This is a genomic window from Staphylococcus sp. FSL H8-0121, from assembly GCF_038008425.1.
GTDB classification, from domain to species: Bacteria; Bacillota; Bacilli; order Staphylococcales; family Staphylococcaceae; genus Staphylococcus; species Staphylococcus pasteuri.
Window position 1 is genome coordinate 320,611 of sequence record NZ_JBBOZB010000001.1, and the last position, 23,899, is coordinate 344,509.

A 23,899-nucleotide genomic window follows, 5' to 3' on the forward strand; every position below is an offset into this window, starting at 1 on the left:
GATGCTCAAGTTAAATCCTTATAAGATTGGATTTAGAACACTCAAGACAGCTGTTGGTATGACTCTAGGCGTTATTATTTGTAAACTACTAGGCCTTGATAATTATGCTTCAAGTGCGATCCTAGTAGTTCTTTGTATAAAACATACAAAAATGCATTCTTTAACTGCTATTATTTCACGTTTAGTATCTTGTTTATTAATATTATTTTTAGGTTCTGCAATATTTTCCATACTTGGACAACACGCAATTGTGTTAGGTTTAATAGTATTGCTATTTATACCGTTAACAGTTGTATTGAATGCACAAGAAGGTGTCATTACAAGTTGTGTTATTTTATTACACGTTTTTAATGCTAAAACAATCGATGGACATCTTATAATAAATGAAATACTATTACTCATTGTTGGGCTAGGTATAGCATTTATTATGAACTTAATGATGCCAAGTTTAGATAAAACATTAAAACGCTATAAAAATGACATTGAACACCAAATTACTGATGTATTTATTGTATTTGACAAAGCTTGCAAACAACAAAACCATGACCTAAATATAACGTTCGAACCACTGGTTTTAAATATTAAAAAAGCAAAATCTTTAGCTTTTAGAGATGTTAAAAACCACTTCGTGAGAAATGAAAACTCATATTATCATTATTTTGATATGCGAGAAGAACAAGTTGAATTATTAAAACGAATGAAATTTTTAATAGAAAATATTCAAACTAAAGATCCTATTTTAGAGCATATTTCACAATTGCTTTGTGAAATTGGTCATAACGTCAATAGTAATGATTATACTGCTTTAAGATTACATTCCTTATATGAAATACGACTATCATTAGATGAATTACCTTTACCAACATCACATCAAGCACTCAATTCACGTGCTAATATCATTCAGTTGTTAAATGAATTAGAAGAATATTTGAATATTAAATCTCACTTTGGTTCATTAAAAATGCATAGTGAAATTAAGAACTTCGCATAAAAAACTAATAAGTATATTAAAAAATAGCCAGTGGCATATATGCCACTGGCTACTTCTATTAAGAACATCTTTTAATATCAGATTAATTCATCATAGGAACTAAACTTGTAAGTAGTAGTGCTAAAACTACAGCAACTAACATAACAATAATAATAATACGTAAAACTTTATTCATCATAAGGTGTTCCTCCAATTGCCTAATACATATTAAATTGCGTCTTAATTTAATACGAAATCTAATTATAAGATAACATTATATGATTTAAATCGAGAATGCAATCAATTTATTTTTGATATATTCAGAATTCAGTTAAACTATAGTTATATGATTAAGGGGGAATATTAAAGATGAATAAAGAACGTCTCTTAAATACATTTTTAGAATTAGTAAAAATTGACTCAGAAACTGGACATGAACAAGTCATCCAACCCATTTTAAAAGAGAAATTTGAATCACTTGGTTTAGAAGTTAAGGAAGATCAAGCAAGTGAAACAGAAGGATTAGGTTCTAACAATCTTGTTTGTACATTAAGAAGCAATTTATCAGATAAAGATGTTCCGAAGTTGTATTTTACAAGCCATATGGACACAGTTGTGCCAGGAATTAAAGTTCAACCTAATGTAGAGGATGATGGCTATGTATACTCAGATGGAACAACAGTTTTGGGGGCTGATGATAAAGCAGGTTTAGCCGCTATCATAGAGGCAATCACTACAATTAACGAACAAAATTTATCACATGGACAAATCCAATTCGTTATTACTGTAGGTGAAGAATCAGGATTACTTGGTGCCCAAGCACTAGATACTTCTTTATTAGATGCTGATTTTGGCTATGCAATTGATGCGAGTGTTGACGTTGGAACTACAGTTGTTGGTGCGCCAACACAAATGAAAATCAACACAACGATAAAAGGGAAAACCGCACATGCTAGTACGCCAACAGAAGGTATAAGCGCTATAAATATTGCAGCTAAAGCGATTAGTAAAATGAAACTTGGTCAAATTGATGACTTAACAACTGCTAATATAGGTAAGTTTCATGGTGGTTCTGCTACTAATATAGTGGCTGATGAAGTTGTTATAGAGGCAGAAGCACGTTCACATAATGAACAAAGTATTGAACAACAAGCTCAACACATGAAAGATACTTTTGAACAAACTGCAAGTGAACTTGGAGGTCAAGCTCAAGTAGAAATCGAGAAAAGTTATCCTGGTTTCAAAATTAGTGATGATGCCGAAGTAACCAAATTTGCTAAAGCAAGTGCAATTAGTTTAGGTCTTAAAGGTGATACTGTTATTTCTGGTGGTGGATCAGATGGTAGTATTATTAATACTTATGGAATACCGTCTGTCATTTTAGGTGTTGGTTATGAAAATATCCATACTACTAGTGAAAGAATAGCAGTAAAAGACCTTAATTTATTAACAAATCAAGTTCTAAAAATAATTGAACTCGTAGCAGAATAGCACGGTCAATTTAGTGAAGTAAATACTTAATTTGTGATACAATACTATTGAAATATTCGAATAAGAGAGGTAAGTAATATGACACAACAAATAGGTGTAGTAGGTTTAGCCGTAATGGGTAAAAACCTTGCATGGAACATCGAATCACGTGGTTACAGTGTATCTGTTTATAACCGTTCAAGACAAAAAACAGATGAAATGGTAGAAGAATCAAAAGGAAAAAGTATCCACCCAACATATTCATTAGAAGAATTTGTTAATTCTTTAGAAAAACCCCGTAAAATTTTATTAATGGTTAAAGCCGGACCTGCTACTGATGCAACAATAGATGGTTTATTACCTTTATTAGATGACGATGATATTCTTATTGATGGCGGTAATACTAATTATCAAGATACAATCCGTCGTAATAAAGCTTTAGCTGAAAGTGGTGTTAACTTTATTGGTATGGGTGTATCTGGTGGAGAAGTTGGTGCCTTAACTGGTCCTTCATTAATGCCAGGTGGACAAGAAGATGCATATAATAAAGTTAGTGATATCCTTGATGCTATTGCAGCGAAAGCTCAAGATGGTGCTTCTTGCGTAACTTATATTGGACCAAATGGTGCTGGACACTATGTAAAAATGGTTCATAATGGTATTGAATATGCAGATATGCAATTAATTGCTGAAAGTTATGCAATGATGAAAGACTTATTAGGTATGAGTCATACAGAAATTTCTCAAACTTTCAAAGATTGGAATGCAGGAGAACTTGAAAGTTACTTAATTGAAATTACTGGTGATATTTTCACTAAATTAGATGAAGATAACGAACCTTTAGTTGAAAAGATTCTAGACACAGCTGGTCAAAAAGGTACTGGTAAATGGACTTCTATTAACGCATTAGAATTAGGAATTCCTTTAACAATTATTACTGAATCAGTATTTGCTCGTTTCATTTCATCTATCAAAGAAGAACGTGTAAATGCATCAAAATCACTAAATGGACCAACTGCTTCATTTGATGGCGATAAACAAGAATTCTTAGAAAAAATTAGAAAAGCTTTATACATGAGTAAGATTTGTTCATACGCACAAGGTTTTGCTCAAATGAGAAAAGCAAGTGAAGATCATGAATGGAATTTAAAATTAGGCGAGCTTGCAATGATTTGGAGAGAAGGTTGCATTATTCGTGCTCAATTCTTACAAAAAATTAAAGATGCCTATGATAACAATCCAAACCTTGAAAACTTATTATTAGATCCTTACTTCAAAAATATCGTAACAGATTATCAAGACGCTTTAAGAGACGTTGTTGCAACAGGAGTTAAAAATGGTGTTCCGACACCAGGTTTCTCTGCAAGTGTAAACTATTACGATAGTTATCGTTCAGAAGATTTACCTGCTAACCTTATCCAAGCACAACGTGACTACTTCGGTGCTCACACTTATGAACGTAAAGATCGTCAAGGTGTATTCCATACACAATGGGTTGAAGAAGAATAAATAAATTATTTTAACGTCTTACATACATATGTAAGGCGTTTTTTATAATCTTTTTATTACTCCCAAAGATATAAGTAACTGATTTACTATATAAAATAAATATTTTGACGACGTTTCATTTTAAAGATAAAATAATTACTAAAGAAACCGGTTTCATTACAAAATATTAATAGAGGTGTGTTTTCAAATGACAAAAAATTGGTGGAAAGAAGCAGTAGCATATCAAGTATATCCAAGAAGTTTCAAAGATAGTAATAATGATGGTATCGGGGATTTACCAGGTGTTATTGAGAAATTAGATTACTTAAAAGACCTAGGCATTGATGTCATTTGGTTAAGCCCAATGTATAAATCTCCTAATGATGATAATGGGTACGATATTAGTAACTATCAAGATATAATGGATGAATTTGGTACAATGGATGATTTTAATCGTTTATTGGAAGGAGTTCATCAAAGAGGTATGAAATTAATACTTGATTTAGTTGTTAATCATACTTCTGATGAGCATCCATGGTTTATCGAATCTAAATCAAGTAAGGACAATCCTAAACGTGATTGGTACATTTGGGAGGACCCGAAAGAAGATGGCTCCGAACCAAATAACTGGGAAAGCATTTTTAACGGGTCAACTTGGGAATATGATGAGCATACTGGGCAATACTATTTCCATCTATTTAGTAAAAAACAACCAGATTTAAATTGGAATAATAAAGAAGTAAGACAAGCTGTATTCGATATGATGAATTGGTGGTTTGAAAAAGGTATCGACGGCTTTAGAGTTGATGCTATTACGCATATTAAGAAAACTTTTGAAGCAGGTGATTTACCAGTACCAGAAGGTAAAACATATGCGCCGGCATTTGATGTAGATATGAACCAACCTGGTATTCAAGATTGGTTACAAGAAATGAAAGATGAATCATTATCTCAATACGATATTATGACTGTTGGAGAAGCAAATGGTGTAACACCAGATAATGCCGATGAATGGGTTGGCGAAACTAATGGTAAATTTAATATGATTTTCCAATTTGAACATCTAGGTTTATGGAGTACAGGAGATTCACAATTTGATGTTACTGCTTATAAAAATGTATTAAATCGTTGGCAAAAGCAACTAGAAGGTAAAGGTTGGAACGCGCTCTTTATTGAAAACCATGACCAACCTCGTCGTGTGTCCACATGGGGTAATGATAGTCAATATTGGTACGAATCTGCCACTAGCCATGCTGTTGTCTATTTCCTTCAACAAGGCACGCCGTTTATTTATCAAGGTCAAGAAATTGGTATGACAAATTATCCATTCGAAAGTATAGAAACCTTTAATGATGTTGCAGTTAAAAACGAATACCAAATCGTTAAAGAAAATGGTGGAGATGTTAATCAATTATTAGATAAGTATAAAATGGAAAACAGAGATAATTCACGTACGCCTATGCAATGGAATAGCAATAATTATGCCGGATTTACCAATGTAGAACCATGGTTCCCAGTCAATCCAAATTATAAAGAAATCAACGTTGCTGACCAATTAGAAGATGAAAATTCTGTTCTAAATTTTTATAAATCATTAATTCAATTAAAAAAATCAGCTGATATTTACACATACGGTCAATTTGATTTAATTGATGCTGATAATCCAAATATATTTGCTTATACTAGAACGCTTGATAACGAAAAAGTATTAATTGTTGGTAACTTAACTGATAAAGAAAGTAAACTTAATTTAGATGACGACATCAAAGCATTCGATATATTACTTCACAATTATGATACTGATATTAATTTTGATAAGATTCAACCTTATGAAGCTTTTGTGCTTAAAATTTAATTATATTTAATGAAAAACATGCCTTTAATACTGACATATAGTCATTATTAAGGGCATGCTTTTTTATACATTTTCAATTATCATAATCATAATTTTCTTGTTCTACAGGTAACCACAGTTGTATTTTTGTAAAAGGATCATCAAATGATATATCTAATGGGTATACCTCCACATATAAACTATCTCTTTGATAAGGTAAAGTTAATTGCAAACTTGTTTCAATATAATACCAAGCTTCATTCACCGTATAATCAATTTCACCTTGTAAATTAAACTTAGCATAATGCCTACCAGGTAGGAATCTACTTTCTAAATGAGCAGGGTATCGTTCACTTGGTACACCTACAAAAATTTCTAAACCAGAATCAAGAGGGCAACTTATGACGAATAATTCAAATGGACTTACATCATTATAACGCTGTAACTCTTTTAATTGACCATCTAACAACAAATCTTCTAAAAAATCAGGAACATTAAAAGGATTTGATAAATCCTTAGCGTCAATATAACGTGCATATCCAACTAACGAAATATCATCAGTCTTTTCATGTCTATATGGATAAGGTGCTCTTTCTGTAGTTGTCAATTTTATATAAATTCGTTCTTGCATTTTGAGTTCATCTTTTTTAGTTGATGCTTGAATTGGTGAAACGCCATGAAAATCACTAAAGTCATTTGCAAAATCATTTGAATTTTCATATCTATACTTTTTAGCAACATCTACCAAGCGACTCGCACTATGTTTAACATCTATAGCAGCTAATGTGAGTTTTCTTGCCCGTGCATACGCCTCTGGTGATAACCCTACAATCATTTTAAAAGATTGTTCAAGGTGAAAGGGGGAGAGACCAACGTAATCACTTAATTCTTGCAAATTAAACGGCTCAAGTAGACGGTCTTCGATATAAACAATTGCCTGTTGTATTTGCTTGATAACGTCCAATATATTCACTCCAATTATTTTCAATCATTAACTTTTATTCTACATTATTTTGACTAAATATACACCTGAAAGCCTATCAATAAATCAAATTAATAAAAAAGTGAACGACTACAGAAACTGAAATGTTGATGAACTCAACTCACTTGATAGGAGATAAGATATCAAACATCACAGTTATACTATAATCATTCACTATTTGATTTATTTAGTCACATTTTCAATTTAACCTTTTTATTGAATATCGTCCCACCAATGATTACCATCTCTACTTAGTAGTAAGTCACTTTCTAATGGACCGTTCGTACCAGATTCATAGTTAGGAAATTCTGGTTCCACCATTGACCATTGTTCTTGAATAGCATCAACAAATTTCCAAGTTGATTTAAGTTCTTCCCAATGAGTAAAGTTAGTTGGATCGCCTTTAAGACAATCGAAAAGTAAATTTTCATATGCATCAACTGTATTCATTTTATCTTGTGCACCCATAGCATAAGAAAGTTGTACAGGTTCTGTATCAATGCCTTGAATGTTTTTCTTAGCATTTAAATGTAGTGATACACCTTCATTTGGTTGAATATTAATAACTAATAAGTTTGAATCTAATAATTTGTCAGTTTGATAATATAAGTTCATTGGAACTTCTTTAAATTCTACAACGACTTGAATCGTTTTAGATTTCATACGTTTACCAGTTCTAATATAAAACGGTACACCTGCCCATCTAAAGTTGTCGATAGTTAATTTACCAGATACAAATGTAGGTGTAATAGAGTCTTCTGCAACACGATCTTCATCGCGATAAGCTTTAACTTGTTTACCATCAATTACTCCTTCGCCATATTGACCACGAACGAAATTCTTTCTAACATCTTGTGGACGTAATTGACGCAATGATTTTAATACTTTAACTTTTTCAGCTCGTATATCCTCACTATTCAAACTAATAGGGGCTTCCATAGCTAATAAAGCAACCATTTGTAACATATGGTTTTGAACCATATCTTTTAAAGCGCCACTAGATTCATAATAGCCGCCACGATCTTCTACACCTAAAATTTCTGAAGATGTTACTTGAATATTAGAAATATATTTATTATTCCAAAGGGGCTCAAACATTGCATTAGCAAAGCGTAATACCTCAATATTTTGAACCATATCTTTACCTAAGTAATGGTCTATACGATAAATTTCTTCTTCTTTAAATGAACGACGAATTTGATTGTTTAGTGATTCTGCTGATTTTAAATCACTACCAAATGGTTTTTCAATAACTAAACGTTTGAAACCACTAGTATTAGTTAATCCAGATGATTTTAAATAATCTGAAATGACTCCGAAAAACTGTGGCGCCATAGCAAGATAAAACAGACGATTACCTTTTAAACTGAATTGAGTATCTAATTGATTACTAAACTCTAGTAATGATTGATAACTTTCTTCATCACTCACATCATGTTTATGATAAAACACATGTTCCATGAATTCATCAATTCGTTGTGTTTCTTTAACGTGATTTTGGATTGACGCTTTAACTTGTTCACGGAATGTATCGTTACTAATATCACGACGTCCAATCCCTATAATAGCTATATGTTCATCTAAGTTGTCTTGTTGGAAAAGATGGAAAATGGAAGGGAATAACTTTCTATGACTTAAATCACCAGTTGCTCCGAAAATTGTAATTAAACAAGGTATGTGTTTTTGTTTTGTACTCAAGAGTAAAACCTCAATTCTATAAAAGATATATGATTATTATATTATATGATAAAGAAAACTTATGGTCATATAATATGCTTTATTAAAGTTCATAAGCAATTTATCATTTAAATAAATGATAATCGATATCATACATATTTACCAAATTATACGACTCACAAACATGTGTAAAACTATGATATGAAATTAAAACTAATACGTTGTACTCAAATGGAATATTGATAATTATATTTTATTTCTTATTATAAAAATTGTCATTATATATGATAGAATGAATCGAAGAGAGGGAGGTGTGAGCATGGAAGTCACATTTTTCGGTACTAGTGCCGGACTACCAACTAAAGAGAGAAATACGCAAGCAATTGCTTTAAATCTAGAACCCTATTCCAATTCAATTTGGTTGTTTGATGTAGGAGAAGGTACCCAACATCAAATTCTTCATCATTCAATAAAATTAGGTAAAGTTGATCATATTTTTATTACTCATATGCATGGAGATCACATTTTTGGGCTTCCAGGATTACTAACGAGTAGGTCCTTTCAAGGTGGAGAAAATAAACCTCTTACATTAATTGGACCTAAAGGAATACAACAGTATGTAGAAACAACATTATCGTTGTCAGAATCACATCTCAATTATCCAATTACATACATAGAAATCGATGAACGTTTAGATTATCATCATGACGGTTTTACAGTACATGCTGAAATTTTGAATCATGGGATAACGTCATACGGTTATCGATTAGAAACACCTACAACACCTGGAACAATAGACGTAGAATCACTTAAATCAATAGGTCTTGAGCCTGGCCCTAAATATCAAGAAGTTAAAATGAATGATACTTTTGAATTTAATGGGAAGATATACCAATCTGATCAGTTTAAAGGAAATGCTAAATCTGGACCAATCGTTGCTATTTTTGGAGATACCAAGCCATGTCAAAACGAACATATCATAGCGAAAGATGCTGATGTTATGGTACATGAGGCAACATATATTGAAGGGGAAAAGACGCTCGCAAATAGCTATCATCATAGTCATATAGATGATGTCTTTGAACTGATGCGCCAAGCAAATGTTAAACAAAGTTTGATAACACATATGAGCAATAGATATACAAAAGAATATATTGATGAAGTTTATAATGAGTTGAAAAATACCACAGACACACCTAACTTTACATTCGTTAATGATTTTGACTCATTCAAAATTTAAATTTAAAACGCCACAGAGACAAATTCTGCGGCGTTTTAGTATATAATAAATTAATCTTCAGTTTTAGATAATTCAACACTGCGATTAACAGCTGCACTTAAACAATCCTCAAAAATAGCTACTAAGTCATATTGAGATAAGGCATCTAAACCAGCTTGTGTTGTACCACCTTTAGAAGTAATATTCTTTCTTAATTGTTCCATACTTAAATCTGAACGTTCAATCATCTTACTCGTACCTATAATTAAATTACGTATAGACTCTTCAACTTGATCTTTTTCCAAACCTAATTCAGTACCTGCTTTAACATATTGTTCAAATACATGATATAAAAATGCAGGTCCGCTTCCAGTTATAGCTGTTACCTGATGTAAATGGTTTTCTGAAACTTCAATAACTGAACCAAATGCGTTAACTAATTCATTAACTTCATCTTTAGATTTAGGACCAAAATTGTTAGAGTAACTTATACCTGTTACAGAATGACCTACTTGGGCATTAGTATTAGGCATAATACGTGCTAAAGGATTATTAGTATTCAATTGTTCTCTAATATAATCTATTGATAATCCAGCCATAATAGAAATAAAACGGTTATTTTCTGTAATTGAATCTTTAATTCTCTCAGCTAAAGCTTCAAAATCATGAGGTTTAGTGCCTAAAAATACGTAATCTGCATCTTTAAGTAATGCTTCATCATCATAACTATAATTGACACCTAATTTGTCAGCAAAATCTTTTAAAGCTTTCTCGTTAGACTTATTAGTTAAATAAATGTCATTAGGATCTAAATTACTAGAGTTTATTATACCTGTAAAAATCGCTTGTGCCATATTACCAGCACCATAAAATACAAGTTTCATATACTTCACATCACCTTCATTTTAATTATAAAATAATGATACTTTAAGAATATAAATATATAGTAACATAAATTGTAAACGGTATATACGAAGGAGGGATTAAACATGATAGGACAACATTACATAGTTACAGGAGGAACAAGTGGACTGGGATTAGAAATTGTACATCAACTTATTAAAAGAGGTGCTAAAGTAACAATTCTTGCACGTAATATTGAAAAATTTCAGCAAATCAATTTTGGTTCTCAATCCTATTTGGTTAATGTTTTAAAATGTGATTTACAAAATCAAAATGATATTAGGGCTTTATCAAATAAAATGAAATCTCCAATTCATGGACTAGTGTATAGTTCTGGTTTAGGATACTTTAAATCTTTATCGGATCATACAACCGATGAAATCATAGAAACGTATAATATAAATATCATCAGCTTCAATTTACTTTTTAAAATACTAAAACCTCATCTAGTAGAACACGCACATATTATAGGTATTTCAAGCCAAGCTGCTTTTGTCACACAAGCGCATGCAGCACATTACGGTGCATCTAAAGCTGCTTTTAACCAAATTCTTAATGCTTTACGATTAGAAGAACCACATCTTCATGTGATGACTGTTAACCCAGGTCCAATCGATACACCTTTTCATCAAAAAGCTGATCCGTCATTATCTTATTTTAATCAATATCGCTCAATCATGATTAATTCGAAACAACTAGCTTCTAGAATAGTAGAAGGTATCATTTTAGAGAAAGAAGAAATTAACCAACCATCATGGATGCACAATATGTTAAAACTATATCAATTAGCTCCAAGATTTTTAGAGAAACATTTTTCTTCATTGTTTAAGAATAAAACGAATCACTAAGTAAATAGAATATAATTCATAAAAGAAAAAGAGCCATTAATCAATGTTATATGACATCAATTAATGGCTCAAACTATAATTAATTTATTTTAAATGTTGTGTATACTGTAAGTCTTTCACACGTTCTCTTGCAGCTTTAATTTGATCTAAGCTAACATCTTTATAGTAGTTCTTAACATTTTCTTCTAATTGTTCAACACTACTTGCACCAACAATGATTGAACCTAATGCATCATGAGAAGTTAAGTAATTAAATGAAAGGGCAGTAAGGTTACTTTCAATTTCTTTAATAGATGCAATTGTTTCTCCTAACTCATCATTTGTATAATCGAAAATACCATCAGCAAACTTTTTATCCAATGCATTATTACTATTAGATGTTAGTAATCCTTTAAATACAGGACCTCTAGCTAATACTTTAACTTGCTTTTCGTGAACATCATCTAATAGACTTTCGGGACGATTATCGATTAGATTAAATTGAGACATCAATGTTTCAATTTGACTATGTTTTAAGTAGTAGTCTATAACGTTAGGGCGAATAGAAGATATACCATATGCTCGAATGACACCTTCTTGTTTTAATTCATCAAATGCACTGATTGTCTCATCTAATGGATCGTCTATAGTACCACCATGTAATTGATATAAATCTAAATGATCTAATCCAAGACGTTGTAATGAACCTTTTACGCCTTCTTTAATATGCTTTTTAGATGGGTCCCAAGTGATATTACCATCCTCAGTGAGTCGATTTCCAACTTTTGTACCGATGACAATATCATCTCGATTTTGATATTGTTTCAATGCTTTGCCAACGATTTCCTCATTTATACCTTGATCATACATATCTGCAGTATCAAAATAAGTAATACCGTTTTCGATTGCACTTTCAATAATAGGTTGGGCATTTTTAAAATCAGTACCTAAACTCATACAACCTAAACCTAACTCAGAAATTTCTAAACCACTTTTCAAAATATTCTTTTGCATGTAGTTTCTCCTTTCGATACACTTTAACTAACGCATTAAGTTTATCAATTTATTAAAACATTTAAAAGGACCGTGATTATAAATGGAATTTAACGAAAAAACGATAGATAGAACTGTGATTTATAATGGTAAAATTATAGATTTAGAAATCCACGATGTTGAATTACCCGATGGACAAACATCTAAACGTGAATTGATTTATCATAACGGCGCAGTTGCAATATGTGCAGTTACTCCTGAAAATGAAGTATTACTTGTAAAACAATTTAGAAAACCAGTAGAAAAACCACTACTTGAAATACCTGCGGGTAAATTGGAAAAAGATGAAGAACGTGAAGAAGCAGCAAAAAGAGAACTTGAAGAAGAAACAGGATACATTGCTAAAGATTTACAGTATGTTACTGATATGTATGGTTCTCCTGGCTTTTCAAATGAGAAATTAACGATTTATTTTGCTGATAATTTAGAAGTAGGCGAAATGAATCTAGATAACGATGAATTCGTTGAAGTTCATAAATTCTCAATTGAAGAAGTGAGAAAAGCCTTGCAAAACGCTGAAATTGAAGATGCGAAAACAATTATCGCACTTCAGCATCTATTATTAAATTATAATCATTCTAAATAATAAAGGAATATCCTTGCGTTTTATTGAGAATACTGGTAATTTATATTGTGAATCATACTTTAGATTAAAATGATTATAATTCTTAGTAGAGGAGTGAGGCTTCCGTGGAAGAACGATTAAATCGCGTGAAGCAACAATTACAACAGTCTTCATATAAATTAACTCCACAACGTGAGGCTACTGTAAGAGTTCTAATAGAAAATGAGAAAGACCATTTAAGTGCCGAAGATGTATATTTAAAAGTTAAAGATAAATCTCCAGAAATAGGTTTAGCAACTGTATACCGTACCTTAGAATTATTAGCAGAATTAAAAGTTTTAGATAAAATCAATTTTGGTGATGGGGTTGCTCGTTTTGATTTACGTAAAGAGGGGGCTAAACATTTCCATCACCATTTAGTTTGTATGGAATGCGGTAAAGTAGAAGAAATTGAAGAAGACCTATTACCAGAAGTTGAAAATCGTGTTGAAAAAGAATTTAACTTCAAAATTTTAGATCACCGCTTAACTTTCCACGGTGTATGTTCAGATTGCCAAGCTAAAAAGCAATCCGAACAGAAATAATAAAGATTATTCTCACTATAGTTAATTACACAGCCAATAATACAATCATATTGTATTATTAACTGAGAAAGTCTTTATATCTCTAATGGTGAAGTAATTTAATTAAGAAGCCACCGCTTCAAAAGAGGTGCTTTATGATAGATACAATCATAGAAGAGTATTTAAAATTTATACAAATTGAAAAAGGATTAAGCGTAAATACAATTGGTGCTTATCGAAGAGATTTAAATAAATACAAAGAGTTTTTAGAACTACAAAAAATAGCGAATATTGACTTTGTAGACCGACAAATAATTCAAGAATGCTTAGGTTATTTAATTGATCAAGGTCAATCTTCAAAATCTATTGCACGTTTCATCTCAACAATACGAAGTTTTCACCAATTTGCATTACGCGAAAAATATGCTGCAAAAGATCCTACAGTATTAATCGAAACGCCCAAATATGAGAAAAAATTACCAGACGTATTGGAAGTCGACGAAGTTATTCAATTATTAAATGCACCAGATTTAAATAAAAATAATGGCTACCGTGATCGCACAATGTTAGAACTACTTTATGCAACTGGTATGCGGGTATCTGAAGTGATACAAATTGAAATTGAAGACGTTAATTTAATGATGGGCTTTGTAAGAGTATTTGGTAAAGGTGATAAAGAGCGTATTGTTCCTTTAGGTGATACAGTTATAGATTATTTAACGACTTATATCGAAACAGTTAGACCTCAATTATTAAAACAAACTGTAACGAATGTTTTATTTTTAAATATGCATGGGAAACCATTATCAAGACAAGGTATTTGGAAAATGATTAAACAAAATGGTCTTAAAGCTAATATCAACAAAACACTAACACCACATACATTAAGACATTCATTTGCTACTCATTTACTTGAAAATGGTGCTGATTTACGTGCAGTACAAGAGATGCTCGGACATTCAGATATTTCAACAACTCAGTTATATACACATGTTTCAAAATCTCAAGTCAGAAAAATATATAATCAATATCATCCTAGAGCATAGTTATTATATTATAAAAGGCCAGTAATAATAGGGTAAATACACCTATATTACTGGTCTTTCTTATTATTAATATCTTTTATTTTATAATGTCTTTCTTCTAATGCCGCTTGTCTAGCTAATTCTACTTCACTACGGTCTCTCAACAAATGATGATGAACAATGTTTTCATTTTTTACAGGTGTGGACATAAAGTAATAATCTGGAAATGTTAATTCTAATTGATTTAACATTTGAATATTTATTGGTAACTGGATAGGTATAAATGGTAATTGTTGTTCAACTCTATCTATTTGCATTTCAAGCAATTGAATATACATGGCAATGTCTAAATGAAGTGTCATTTGATCTTTTCGTGAATCATAAGTAATCACTTGCTTTGCTTTATTAAAAGATTTTATTGCGCCTTTGAAATTACGTCTTCTATAGTGATAGCATGCTGTCGCACATAAGATTAAACTCACAACAGCATCTTGTTTACTGTAATCATTATTTTCTTTCCACGCTTCTTCCAAAATATCATGGCATAAAAAATAATGTTGATTTTTATGAAACTGATAATAAAACTGAATTAATGCTTGTTCCATCTGATTTTCACCTTAATTTTAAAAGTTATATAAATTCATGCTATAATATTTTAGTGAAATATGCACATAAGTTGCAACATGAGGTAGATACTATGTATGAAGTAAAACTGGACGCATTTAATGGTCCTCTAGATTTGTTATTACATTTAATTCAAAAATTTGAAATAGATATTTATGATATACCTATGAAATCTTTAACAGAACAATACATGCAGTATGTTCACGCTATGAATCAATTAGAAATTAACGTTGCTAGCGAATACTTGGTTATGGCTTCTGAATTATTAATGATAAAAAGTAAATTATTATTACCACAATCAGAAGAAAATTTAGACTTAGATGAAGACCCTCGTGAAGATTTAGTAGGTAGGTTAATTGAATACCAAAATTATAAAGAATACACTGAAATTCTAAATGACATGAAAGCAGAACGTGATTATTATTATACAAAACATCCAACTGATTTATCACATTTGGAAACAGATGAATCATGGGATCCATCTAATACAATTGACTTAACCGAATTAATAGTCGCTTATCAACGTGTTAAAAATCGTGTTGAAATTAATAAACCTCATTCAGTAGAAATCAGAAAAGAAACATTTACAATTCAACAAGCTACACATCAAGTAACTGATAGATTAAAGAACAATGCATCATTTAATTTCTTTAGTCTATTTACATTTACAGAACCAATCGAACAAGTGGTCACACACTTTTTAGCAATTTTAGAAATGTCTAAATCAGGTATAATTAATATTGAACAACACCATAATTTTGATGATATTAACATTTTAAGAGGAGTGAATTACAGCGTTGAATAAGCACGGCATATTAGAAGCTTTGTTATATACCTCTGGTGATGAAGGACTAGAAGTTAAACAGTTGCTCGAAATATTAGAAGTAAATGAAGATGAATTAAAAAAGTTAATCGATACTTATGAGTCAAATGGTCTCATCATTCAACAATTTGGAACAACTTGTGTTCTTACTACTAAGAAAGAAGCGGCAAATTACATCGAAGCACTCATAGAGCAGAAGTCTAAAATGAAATTATCTCAAGCAGCGATGGAAACTTTATCTATCATTGCTTATAATCAACCACTAACTAGAAGCGATATTGAAATGATTAGAGGTATCAATTCTGATGGCGCTGTTAAAACACTTATTGCAAGAGGTCTAGTTGAAGCAAAAGAAGTCCAAAATTCACGTAGTCAACAATTAATTACAACAGATCTATTTTTAAATGTATTTGGTATAGAAAAATTAGAAGATTTACCAACCACTCAAGAAGATGACGAAGAAATGGACGCATTCTTTAGTAACTTGGTAAATCAAAAAGGAGATACAAATGAGTAAAGAATTAGAAAGATTACAAAAAAGAATTGCAAGTAGTGGTTATACGTCACGCCGTAAAGCAGAAACACTAATTACAGACGGCAAAGTTAAAGTAAATGGTCAAGTTGTTACTGAATTAGGAACTAAAGTTTCAAGTTCTGACACTGTAGAAGTTGAAGGGATTAAATTAGAACAAGAAGATAAACTTTATATTTTATTTAATAAACCAGCTCAAGTTATTACGAGTGTATCTGACGATCGTGGTCGTAAAGTTGTTACTGATTACTTTAAAGATATCGAAACACGTATATACCCAGTTGGTAGATTAGATTACGATACATCTGGTGTATTATTGTTAACTAATGATGGTGAATTTACTAATTTAATGACACACCCTAGATACCATATTAAAAAGAAATATGTAGCTAAACTTAAAGGTTATTTGATGCGTGAAGAAGTGAAAGCTTTAGAAAAAGGTATTGAACTTGAAGATGGGTTTACACAACCAGCTCAAGTTAAAGTTAAAAATCAAGATAAAGACAAGAATACTACATTAGTGGAAATAACAATAAGTGAAGGTAGAAATAGACAAGTACGTCGTATGTTTGAACATTTCGGCCATCAAGTTAGTAAATTAACTCGTATCCAGTTTGGACCGTTAGATTTAAAAGGGTTAAATGCTGGTGAAGGGCGAGTACTTACACCACATGAAGTTAAAACTATTAGACATTTAGCTGAAAATGGTAATGTATAAGATAGTAGAGATTAATGTTTGAGATTTTTTTCACAAAGTTATTTTAAATACTAACTTAAATATTATTTCATATGCTATAATAACAAATGAAATGAACAGCATGTGTGGGAGGTAAATTAGTATTATGACGAATGAAATACTTATCGTTGACGACGAAGACAGAATCAGAAGATTACTAAAGCTTTATTTAGAAAGAGAATCTTTTGAAACACATGAAGCAAGTAATGGTAAAGAAGCTTTACAACTTGCAATGGAAAATGATTATGCGTGCATTCTTCTAGATTTAATGTTACCGGAATTGGACGGTATCGAAGTAGCCACTCAATTACGTGAGCATAAAGATACTCCTATCATAATGCTTACTGCTAAAGGTGAAGAAACAAATCGTGTTGAAGGATTTGAGTCAGGTGCCGACGACTATATTGTAAAACCATTCTCACCAAGAGAAGTGGTATTAAGAGTCAAAGCGTTATTAAGAAGAACACAATCAACAACACCTGAGAAAAGTGAACCTCATGCAAGAGATGTAATTGAATTTAATCATTTAATTATAGATAACGATGCACATAGAGTATTAGCTGATAATGAACAGGTAAATTTAACGCCAAAAGAATACGAACTTTTAATTTATTTAGCAAAAACACCTAACAAAGTTTTTGAAAGAGAACAATTATTAAAAGAAGTTTGGCACTATGAATTCTATGGCGATTTGCGTACAGTAGATACGCATGTTAAAAGATTGAGAGAAAAACTTAACAAAGTATCAAGTGACGCAGCTCATATGATACAAACGGTTTGGGGAGTCGGCTACAAATTTGAGGTAAATGCTAACGATGAACCGGCTAAATAGTGTAGTAATAAAACTGTGGTTAACTATAATCTTTATAGTAACGACAGTTTTAATTTTATTAAGTGCCGCGCTCATTACGTTTATTCAATATTATTATACTCAAGAAGCTGAAGACTCAATTAAAGAAGACGCCAAACGAATTAGTCATTTAGTAGAAAGCTCTCAAAATCAAAATATAGCCATTAAAAATAGTCAAACGCTAATAGATAATCCAGGTGGTTTAATTATTATGAAAAATAATAACACTGCCTATCAACAAACAACGTCATCATCAAAGCAATCCATGCTTAAAGAAATTAAAAGTAATAAAGAATTTAATAATGTATTTGAACATGGTGAACCATTAACACGTAATGTCACTGTTAATGAAAAGGGTAAATCTCATCCTTATATACTTGTTGGTTATCCAATGAAAGCTCAAGATGGTAGTGATTCAAACTATAGTGGTGTATTCATTTTTAAAGATTTAAAATCCATTGAGGATACAAATAATGCGATTACTATCATTATATTAATAACAGCAATTATATTCTTAGCGGTGAGTACTGTTTTTGCATTTTTCTTATCATCACGAATCACAAAACCTTTACGTCAACTTAGAAATCAAGCTCAAAAAGTATCGCAAGGTGATTATTCACAAATTACATCTGTTACTACAAAAGACGAAATTGGTGAATTGTCTCGTGCATTTAATAACATGAGTTTTGAAATTCAAGAGCATGTTGAAGCATTATCAACATCTAAGAATATACGTGATAGTTTAATTAATTCAATGGTTGAAGGTGTAATAGGTATTAATGAGCAAAAGGAAATCATTATATCTAATAAAATGGCAGACCAAGTCTTCCATAACTTAGATGAATGTGCTGTTGAATCAATAGAACAACAAATTGAACAAACCTTTAATACAAAAGAAACACAATTCCAAGAATTGGAAGCTAATACAAGATACTACGTCGTTATTATGAGCTATATTGATAGAATCCAAAATGATGGAAGAAGCGGTATTGTAGCGATTATTCGTGATATGACAAATGAACATAATTTAGATCAAATGAAAAAAGATTTCATAGCTAATGTATCTCACGAATTACGTACTCCAATAGCGCTATTACAAGGATATACTGAATCTATTGTAGATGGTATAGTGACAGAACCTGACGAGATTCATGAATCCTTAGCTATTGTTCTAGATGAATCTAAACGATTAAATCGATTAGTAAACGAATTATTAAATGTTGCACGTATGGATGCAGAAGGCTTATCAGTAGAAAAAGAAATACAACCTATTTCAGATTTATTAAATAAGATGAATATGAAATACCGCCAACAAGCTACTGATTTAGAATTAAACATGTATTTCGATGTGAACAATGATAATTTATGGAGCTATGATATGGATAGAATGGATCAAGTGTTAACTAACTTGATAGATAATGCGTCAAGATATACTCAACCTGGCGACACTATATCAGTTACTACAGATGAAAATGACACTCAAGATATTTTACGCATTCAAGATACAGGTACTGGTATAGCTCCAGAACATTTACAACAAGTATTTGACCGCTTTTATAAAGTAGACGCCTCAAGAAAAAGAGGTAAACAAGGTACTGGATTAGGACTATTTATATGTAAAATGATCATTGAGGAGCATGGTGGTTCTATAGAAGTAGAAAGCCAACTAGGAGAAGGTACTACATTTATTATTAAATTACCTAAAATTGATCAGTCCAAAATATAATTAACAAGCTAAAAGCACTAAGGTGATTAACATGAAATCATCTTAGTGCTTTTTTGAGTGCGATATTAAAAATGTATAACTTGGATTTCAAACTTAAATTACTAATACAAACTATTAGAAATCCATATCAATTTATTTAGTGTCACTATTAGGAATGATATCAACACTCTAACAAGCAAACGCATTGTGCATTACAGAGTTATCATGTATGATATATTTAAATAAAAAAATAATATTCAATTCATCTTCGGGGTCGGGTGTAATTCCCAACCGGCAGTAAATAAAGCCTGCGACGCAAGAAGAACACTATGTATAAATATAAGCGTTTTTCTTGCTTGATTCAGTGAGATTCTGAAGCCGACAGTATAGTCTGGATGGGAGAAGATGGAGGTTTTTTGTTGTGCAAATTTCCTCCTTTTCTAGCAAGATGAATGAAAGGAGAAAATTTAATATGCAACAAAACCAAAACAGACGTTTAATTACAATAAGTATGTTAAGTGCAGTGGCATTTGTATTAACTTTCATTAAATTTCCATTGCCATTTTTACCACCATACTTAACTTTAGATTTTAGTGATGTACCTACATTGCTAGCTACATTTTTATTAGGGCCAGTAGCTGGTATAATTGTAGCTTTTATTAAGAACTTACTTAACTTTTTCTTTAACATGGGAGATCCAGTTGGGCCAGTTGCCAACTTCCTTGCAATTACAAGTTTCCTATTAACTGCTTACTATATTTATAAAAATAAACGTAGTAATCAATCTTTAACAATGGGACTTATTGTCGGTACAATTGTTATGACAATCGTGTTAAGTATCTTAAATTATTTCGTTTTACTACCACTTTACGGTATGATATTTAACTTAACAGACATTGTCCATAACCTAAAAGTAATTATCGTATCTGGTGTTATTCCTTTCAATATTATTAAAGGAATTGTTATCTCACTGATATTCTTCTTCATATATAACAGAGTTAAAAATAATATACATTTATAATATAAAAATATAGGGCAGTATTAATGTGCTGACTCCCAAAGGAACAGTACTAGTTGAAGACTAAATAAATTCTTACAGATTTATCTGTATAGAATTATAGGCTGAAACTGTACCTTGGAAAAATATGTACATATAAAGCTGCCTGCAAAGTCAATAACTTTGTCGACGATCTAAAAAATCTCCCTTCACAAAATGTGATAGGGAGATTTAAATATTTATTATTCAAATTTAAGCGCGTCACCATCGAACGGCTCTTCTTCAATTTTAATAGAGTCAGTAGGACAACCTTCTAGTGCATCTTCCATATCTTCATATAACTCTTCAGGCACTTCTGCAGTACCTTGGTTATCATCAAGGATTACGTATGCTATACCTTCGTCATCATAATCATAGATATCTGGAGCTGCTGCACCACATGCACCACATGCAATACAAGTATCCATATCAACGATTGTATATTTAGCCAATTTCATTCGCCTCCTTTGAAAAAAATGCTACACTAGTAATTACAATACTACCATTGTAGACATCGATAGTCTAATTTTCAATATATTCGTTTTATAGAGTGAGGGTTCATTTTGTATCAAATTATCAAACATGCTTATCAACATGCATTCAACTACAAAACAAATAAAAGTATATATAATATTTTGATGGGAAAGAAATCTCATCAAACATTTTTCGACGCTTGTAGTCAACAACTTTTGTCATTATATCATAGTTTACCCCGATTAAAATATCCGTCTTTTGAGCGATATTTAAATGAACTAGATAATTATGATGCTTTATACGAAATTAAAATGCATCCTAGATTTACTTATGACAGTCTTATTAAGACATTTAATTGTATACAGTTACTGATTCAAACAGTTTCCCAAAGTCAACATCACGCATATAAATTTGTCCCTGTTGCTCAACAAACATACATACAACAACGTGTTAAAGATATATACAAACTAATCAGAGAACAGCAGCTAGAAACACAAGTTTATAACGAAATTCATCAACTATTTAATAAATTAGCAAGTAAAAATTACCATATTTATTTGCATTATTATTTACAAGGCTATGAAGAGCCTATGTATACTAGACAACAAGTAAGTTTAATAGAATCCATAAGCCAAGAAGAATTATTTGAATTGGAAATGAATCAATTAGTAGACCTGATGTATGAACTAGAAAATAATAACGATTATCCCACACTACATCAGACAATTATTTTACCTACATTACTAAACAAAACAAAAATGACATACAGACAAATACAACAAGGTCAATCACCCCAAGAAATTGCAACTATTCAAAACGTTAAAATTAACACTATAGAAGACCACTTATTAGAATTATTTATAAAAGGATATATGCACGATTATGAAACATTTATTGATTTATCCGAAAAAGACATTTTTATAAATTACTATAGCTCAAATATAGGATTGAAACTTCGAGAATATAAACAACAATTCTCTAAACTATCGTACTTTCAAATTAAATTGATGATTGTTGGTATAGAAAGAGGTGACATAGTTGCTACAAGAGAAGCTTAAACAATGGTTTGGATTTGATTCATTTAAACCCGGACAAGAAGAAATAATAACTAGTGTTTTAAATCAACAACATACACTTGGCATATTGCCAACAGGCAGCGGTAAAAGCTTATGTTATCAACTACCTACATATATTTTAGAAAAACCTATACTTGTTATTTCACCTCTAATTTCATTAATGGATGATCAAGTTATGCAAATGAAATTAAATGGAGAACATGCCGTTAGTTGTATACACTCAGGTATGGATGAAAATGAAAAACGACAAAATTTTAAAAAGATTAATCAAAGTAAATTTATATACCTTAGTCCGGAATTTATTTTACAACCTCAAAACTTCAAACTGATTGCAAATATTGATTTTGGTTTAATCGTTCTCGATGAAGCCCATTGTTTATCAGAATGGGGCTATGATTTCAGACCACATTATGCTCTAATTGGAAAAATCACTTCTCATTTTAAATCATCAACAATTGTAGCTTTAACAGCCACAGCACCACCACATTTAGAAAATGATTTAAAAGAAATATTACATGTTAATCTTCATACAGTTAAAACAAGTATGAATCGTCTAAACATCTCTTTAAGACATATGAATTTTGCATCTGACGAAGAAAAAATAAATTGGCTTTTACCACAACTTACGTCTACCGGACCCACAATCATATATGTGTCATCTAAAAAAATGTGCTTAACTTTAGCTAATCTAATATATGATTCTGGTTTTTTAACTGGTATTTATCATGGAGATTTAAGTTATCAAGAGAGACATACTGTTCAACAACAATTTTTAAATAATGATATACCCGTTATTGTCGCAACAAGCGCATTTGGCATGGGTATAAATAAAAAAGACATAAGAACAGTGATACATTTCCATTTATCTTCAAGTCCATCTAATTATCTACAAGAAATTGGACGAGCGGGTCGAGATGGTCGTCAAAGCCAAGCTATAAGTCTATATCAACCTGACGATGCATATATATTAGAAACTATTTTATTTGCAGATAGAATTACGCCCGAAGATATTAATCAATTTGAACTAGGTCAATTTATACCTCCGGAGAAAGAAACTATTTTGTCCATATTGTACAATCAATATACTATTGCTAAACTTCATTATATTTTTGATCAATCTTATAAACGAAAGAAATTAGGATATAGTAGAATGTTAGGTTATAAACAATTAGATCAATGTCGTCGTAAATATTTATTAGAATTTTTTAATGAACAACCAGAAATCCCAAATCAATGTTGTGATAATGATACAGAACTATCTGAAATTAAAGTCATTAACCGTAAAAAGGTAAAACGTAAGCTAAATTATAAAGAAAAGCTTCAAAATTTATTAGAGCTATAGATTTCATTTTGCTTAACGAAATATTCAAGCTATAATTAATCTATGAACAATTCTTTAATACCTTTAAAAATTCTTGATTAACATACATAATCATTTTTTTTGTGGGTATAGTTTATGTATCAAAA

The 23,899-nt window shown here is 31.0% G+C and carries 23 protein-coding genes, 1 pseudogene and 1 riboswitch; of the genes and pseudogenes, 17 read left to right on the forward strand and 7 right to left on the reverse strand.

The window, feature by feature from the left end; genetic code table 11:
• Position 1: 1 nt before the first annotated feature.
• Positions 2-991 carry an aromatic acid exporter family protein gene (locus tag LFT63_RS01685; protein WP_340767808.1) on the forward strand — a complete coding sequence of 330 codons (990 nt, stop codon included), beginning with the start codon at positions 2-4 and terminating at the stop codon, positions 989-991.
• 82 nt (positions 992-1,073) lie between these two features.
• Here LFT63_RS01685 and LFT63_RS01690 read toward each other — a convergent pair.
• Positions 1,074-1,184 (reverse strand): annotated as a pseudogene (locus LFT63_RS01690) (hypothetical protein); the annotation flags it as partial.
• A gap of 155 nt (positions 1,185-1,339) precedes the next feature.
• On the opposite strand from LFT63_RS01690, the gene LFT63_RS01695 reads away from it, so the two are divergent.
• The 3 genes from LFT63_RS01695 (at position 1,340) to LFT63_RS01705 (ending at position 5,783) form a co-directional block, all read left to right on the forward strand.
• The gene (locus tag LFT63_RS01695) at positions 1,340-2,461 is read left to right on the forward strand and encodes a M20/M25/M40 family metallo-hydrolase (protein ID WP_340767809.1); all 1,122 of its coding nucleotides are present in this window, start codon (positions 1,340-1,342) and stop codon (positions 2,459-2,461) included.
• 78 nt (positions 2,462-2,539) lie between these two features.
• Positions 2,540-3,949 carry an NADP-dependent phosphogluconate dehydrogenase gene (gndA, locus tag LFT63_RS01700; protein ID WP_017637934.1) on the forward strand — a complete coding sequence of 470 codons (1,410 nt, stop codon included), beginning with the start codon at positions 2,540-2,542 and terminating at the stop codon, positions 3,947-3,949.
• Between the two features lie 187 nt (positions 3,950-4,136).
• The gene (locus LFT63_RS01705) at positions 4,137-5,783 is read left to right on the forward strand and encodes a glycoside hydrolase family 13 protein (protein ID WP_029055307.1); all 1,647 of its coding nucleotides are present in this window, start codon (positions 4,137-4,139) and stop codon (positions 5,781-5,783) included.
• 73 nt (positions 5,784-5,856) lie between these two features.
• Here the strand turns inward: LFT63_RS01705 and LFT63_RS01710 are convergent, their stop codons facing one another.
• Positions 5,857-6,726, reverse strand: a complete 870-nt coding sequence (locus tag LFT63_RS01710) for an AraC family transcriptional regulator (protein WP_029055308.1) — start codon at positions 6,724-6,726, stop codon at positions 5,857-5,859.
• Positions 6,727-6,957: 231 nt separating this feature from the next.
• Positions 6,958-8,442 carry a glucose-6-phosphate dehydrogenase gene (gene zwf / locus LFT63_RS01715; protein WP_017637937.1) on the reverse strand — a complete coding sequence of 495 codons (1,485 nt, stop codon included), beginning with the start codon at positions 8,440-8,442 and terminating at the stop codon, positions 6,958-6,960.
• Positions 8,443-8,740: 298 nt separating this feature from the next.
• Here zwf and rnz point away from each other — a divergent pair, with 298 nt between their 5' ends.
• Entirely contained in the window at positions 8,741-9,661 is a 921-nt protein-coding gene (gene rnz, locus LFT63_RS01720) for a ribonuclease Z (RefSeq protein ID WP_029055309.1), read from the forward strand.
• Between the two features lie 50 nt (positions 9,662-9,711).
• On the opposite strand, the gene proC is transcribed toward rnz, so the two are convergent.
• On the reverse strand, positions 9,712-10,524 hold the full coding sequence (gene proC, locus LFT63_RS01725) for a pyrroline-5-carboxylate reductase (protein WP_029055310.1): 813 nt from the start codon (positions 10,522-10,524) through the stop codon (positions 9,712-9,714).
• A 105-nt stretch (positions 10,525-10,629) separates the two neighbouring features.
• Here proC and LFT63_RS01730 point away from each other — a divergent pair, with 105 nt between their 5' ends.
• Positions 10,630-11,391 carry an SDR family NAD(P)-dependent oxidoreductase gene (locus LFT63_RS01730; RefSeq protein ID WP_070453822.1) on the forward strand — a complete coding sequence of 254 codons (762 nt, stop codon included), beginning with the start codon at positions 10,630-10,632 and terminating at the stop codon, positions 11,389-11,391.
• An 84-nt stretch (positions 11,392-11,475) separates the two neighbouring features.
• Here the strand turns inward: LFT63_RS01730 and LFT63_RS01735 are convergent, their stop codons facing one another.
• Positions 11,476-12,384, reverse strand: coding sequence for an aldo/keto reductase (locus tag LFT63_RS01735; RefSeq protein ID WP_017637941.1), 909 nt, complete (start codon positions 12,382-12,384; stop codon positions 11,476-11,478).
• Positions 12,385-12,466: 82 nt separating this feature from the next.
• Between LFT63_RS01735 and LFT63_RS01740 the strand changes: the two genes are divergently transcribed.
• The 3 genes from LFT63_RS01740 (at position 12,467) to xerD (ending at position 14,597) form a co-directional block, all read left to right on the forward strand.
• Positions 12,467-13,009: an NUDIX hydrolase gene (locus LFT63_RS01740; protein ID WP_340767810.1), complete on the forward strand. Its 543-nt coding sequence runs from the start codon at positions 12,467-12,469 to the stop codon at positions 13,007-13,009.
• 104 nt (positions 13,010-13,113) lie between these two features.
• On the forward strand, positions 13,114-13,572 hold the full coding sequence (fur, locus tag LFT63_RS01745; protein WP_017637943.1) for a ferric iron uptake transcriptional regulator: 459 nt from the start codon (positions 13,114-13,116) through the stop codon (positions 13,570-13,572).
• A 137-nt stretch (positions 13,573-13,709) separates the two neighbouring features.
• Positions 13,710-14,597, forward strand: a complete 888-nt coding sequence (xerD, locus tag LFT63_RS01750; RefSeq protein ID WP_026083518.1) for a site-specific tyrosine recombinase XerD — start codon at positions 13,710-13,712, stop codon at positions 14,595-14,597.
• Between the two features lie 47 nt (positions 14,598-14,644).
• Here the strand turns inward: xerD and LFT63_RS01755 are convergent, their stop codons facing one another.
• On the reverse strand, positions 14,645-15,181 hold the full coding sequence (locus LFT63_RS01755) for a DUF309 domain-containing protein (protein ID WP_029055313.1): 537 nt from the start codon (positions 15,179-15,181) through the stop codon (positions 14,645-14,647).
• A gap of 92 nt (positions 15,182-15,273) precedes the next feature.
• On the opposite strand from LFT63_RS01755, the gene LFT63_RS01760 reads away from it, so the two are divergent.
• From LFT63_RS01760 to LFT63_RS01785, 6 genes are all read left to right on the forward strand, one after another.
• A complete protein-coding gene (locus tag LFT63_RS01760; RefSeq protein WP_017637946.1) occupies positions 15,274-16,005 on the forward strand; it encodes a segregation and condensation protein A in 732 nt (243 codons plus the stop codon).
• A complete protein-coding gene (scpB, locus tag LFT63_RS01765; protein ID WP_029055314.1) occupies positions 15,998-16,540 on the forward strand; it encodes an SMC-Scp complex subunit ScpB in 543 nt (180 codons plus the stop codon). The genes LFT63_RS01760 and scpB overlap by 8 nt, the downstream gene beginning before the upstream one ends.
• On the forward strand, positions 16,533-17,273 hold the full coding sequence (locus tag LFT63_RS01770) for a pseudouridine synthase (RefSeq protein WP_017637948.1): 741 nt from the start codon (positions 16,533-16,535) through the stop codon (positions 17,271-17,273). The genes scpB and LFT63_RS01770 overlap by 8 nt, the downstream gene beginning before the upstream one ends.
• 124 nt (positions 17,274-17,397) lie before the next feature.
• Positions 17,398-18,123: a response regulator gene (locus LFT63_RS01775; RefSeq protein ID WP_017637949.1), complete on the forward strand. Its 726-nt coding sequence runs from the start codon at positions 17,398-17,400 to the stop codon at positions 18,121-18,123.
• Positions 18,107-19,867 carry an ATP-binding protein gene (locus LFT63_RS01780; protein WP_340767811.1) on the forward strand — a complete coding sequence of 587 codons (1,761 nt, stop codon included), beginning with the start codon at positions 18,107-18,109 and terminating at the stop codon, positions 19,865-19,867. The genes LFT63_RS01775 and LFT63_RS01780 overlap by 17 nt, the downstream gene beginning before the upstream one ends.
• A gap of 239 nt (positions 19,868-20,106) precedes the next feature.
• Positions 20,107-20,257, forward strand: a riboswitch (FMN riboswitch).
• A gap of 61 nt (positions 20,258-20,318) precedes the next feature.
• Positions 20,319-20,867 (forward strand): ECF transporter S component, encoded by a 549-nt coding sequence (locus tag LFT63_RS01785; protein WP_029055317.1) that lies wholly within the window; start codon positions 20,319-20,321, stop codon positions 20,865-20,867.
• 218 nt (positions 20,868-21,085) lie between these two features.
• Here LFT63_RS01785 and LFT63_RS01790 read toward each other — a convergent pair whose 3' ends face one another.
• The gene (locus LFT63_RS01790) at positions 21,086-21,334 is read right to left on the reverse strand and encodes a ferredoxin (protein ID WP_017637952.1); all 249 of its coding nucleotides are present in this window, start codon (positions 21,332-21,334) and stop codon (positions 21,086-21,088) included.
• A gap of 111 nt (positions 21,335-21,445) precedes the next feature.
• On the opposite strand from LFT63_RS01790, the gene LFT63_RS01795 reads away from it, so the two are divergent.
• The gene (locus LFT63_RS01795) at positions 21,446-22,414 is read left to right on the forward strand and encodes a helix-turn-helix domain-containing protein (RefSeq protein ID WP_340767812.1); all 969 of its coding nucleotides are present in this window, start codon (positions 21,446-21,448) and stop codon (positions 22,412-22,414) included.
• Positions 22,395-23,774, forward strand: coding sequence for a RecQ family ATP-dependent DNA helicase (locus LFT63_RS01800; RefSeq protein WP_340767813.1), 1,380 nt, complete (start codon positions 22,395-22,397; stop codon positions 23,772-23,774). The genes LFT63_RS01795 and LFT63_RS01800 overlap by 20 nt, the downstream gene beginning before the upstream one ends.
• The last annotated feature ends 125 nt before the right edge of the window (positions 23,775-23,899 follow it).

Excerpts from the sequence above, each read along its gene's own strand:
- LFT63_RS01695 (WP_340767809.1), top strand. The coding sequence starts at position 1,340 with ATGAATAAAGAACGTCTCTTAAATACATTTTTAGAATTAGTAAAAATT.
- gndA (WP_017637934.1), top strand. The coding sequence starts at position 2,540 with ATGACACAACAAATAGGTGTAGTAGGTTTAGCCGTAATGGGTAAAAAC.
- LFT63_RS01785 (WP_029055317.1), top strand. The coding sequence starts at position 20,319 with ATGCAACAAAACCAAAACAGACGTTTAATTACAATAAGTATGTTAAGT.
- rnz (WP_029055309.1), top strand. The coding sequence starts at position 8,741 with ATGGAAGTCACATTTTTCGGTACTAGTGCCGGACTACCAACTAAAGAG.
- LFT63_RS01740 (WP_340767810.1), top strand. The coding sequence starts at position 12,467 with ATGGAATTTAACGAAAAAACGATAGATAGAACTGTGATTTATAATGGT.
- LFT63_RS01705 (WP_029055307.1), top strand. The coding sequence starts at position 4,137 with ATGACAAAAAATTGGTGGAAAGAAGCAGTAGCATATCAAGTATATCCA.
- LFT63_RS01760 (WP_017637946.1), top strand. The coding sequence starts at position 15,274 with ATGTATGAAGTAAAACTGGACGCATTTAATGGTCCTCTAGATTTGTTA.
- LFT63_RS01770 (WP_017637948.1), top strand. The coding sequence starts at position 16,533 with ATGAGTAAAGAATTAGAAAGATTACAAAAAAGAATTGCAAGTAGTGGT.
- proC (WP_029055310.1), bottom strand. The coding sequence starts at position 10,524 with ATGAAACTTGTATTTTATGGTGCTGGTAATATGGCACAAGCGATTTTT.
- LFT63_RS01755 (WP_029055313.1), bottom strand. The coding sequence starts at position 15,181 with ATGGAACAAGCATTAATTCAGTTTTATTATCAGTTTCATAAAAATCAA.
- LFT63_RS01685 (WP_340767808.1), top strand. The coding sequence starts at position 2 with ATGCTCAAGTTAAATCCTTATAAGATTGGATTTAGAACACTCAAGACA.
- LFT63_RS01735 (WP_017637941.1), bottom strand. The coding sequence starts at position 12,384 with ATGCAAAAGAATATTTTGAAAAGTGGTTTAGAAATTTCTGAGTTAGGT.
- LFT63_RS01775 (WP_017637949.1), top strand. The coding sequence starts at position 17,398 with ATGACGAATGAAATACTTATCGTTGACGACGAAGACAGAATCAGAAGA.
- LFT63_RS01780 (WP_340767811.1), top strand. The coding sequence starts at position 18,107 with ATGAACCGGCTAAATAGTGTAGTAATAAAACTGTGGTTAACTATAATC.
- LFT63_RS01730 (WP_070453822.1), top strand. The coding sequence starts at position 10,630 with ATGATAGGACAACATTACATAGTTACAGGAGGAACAAGTGGACTGGGA.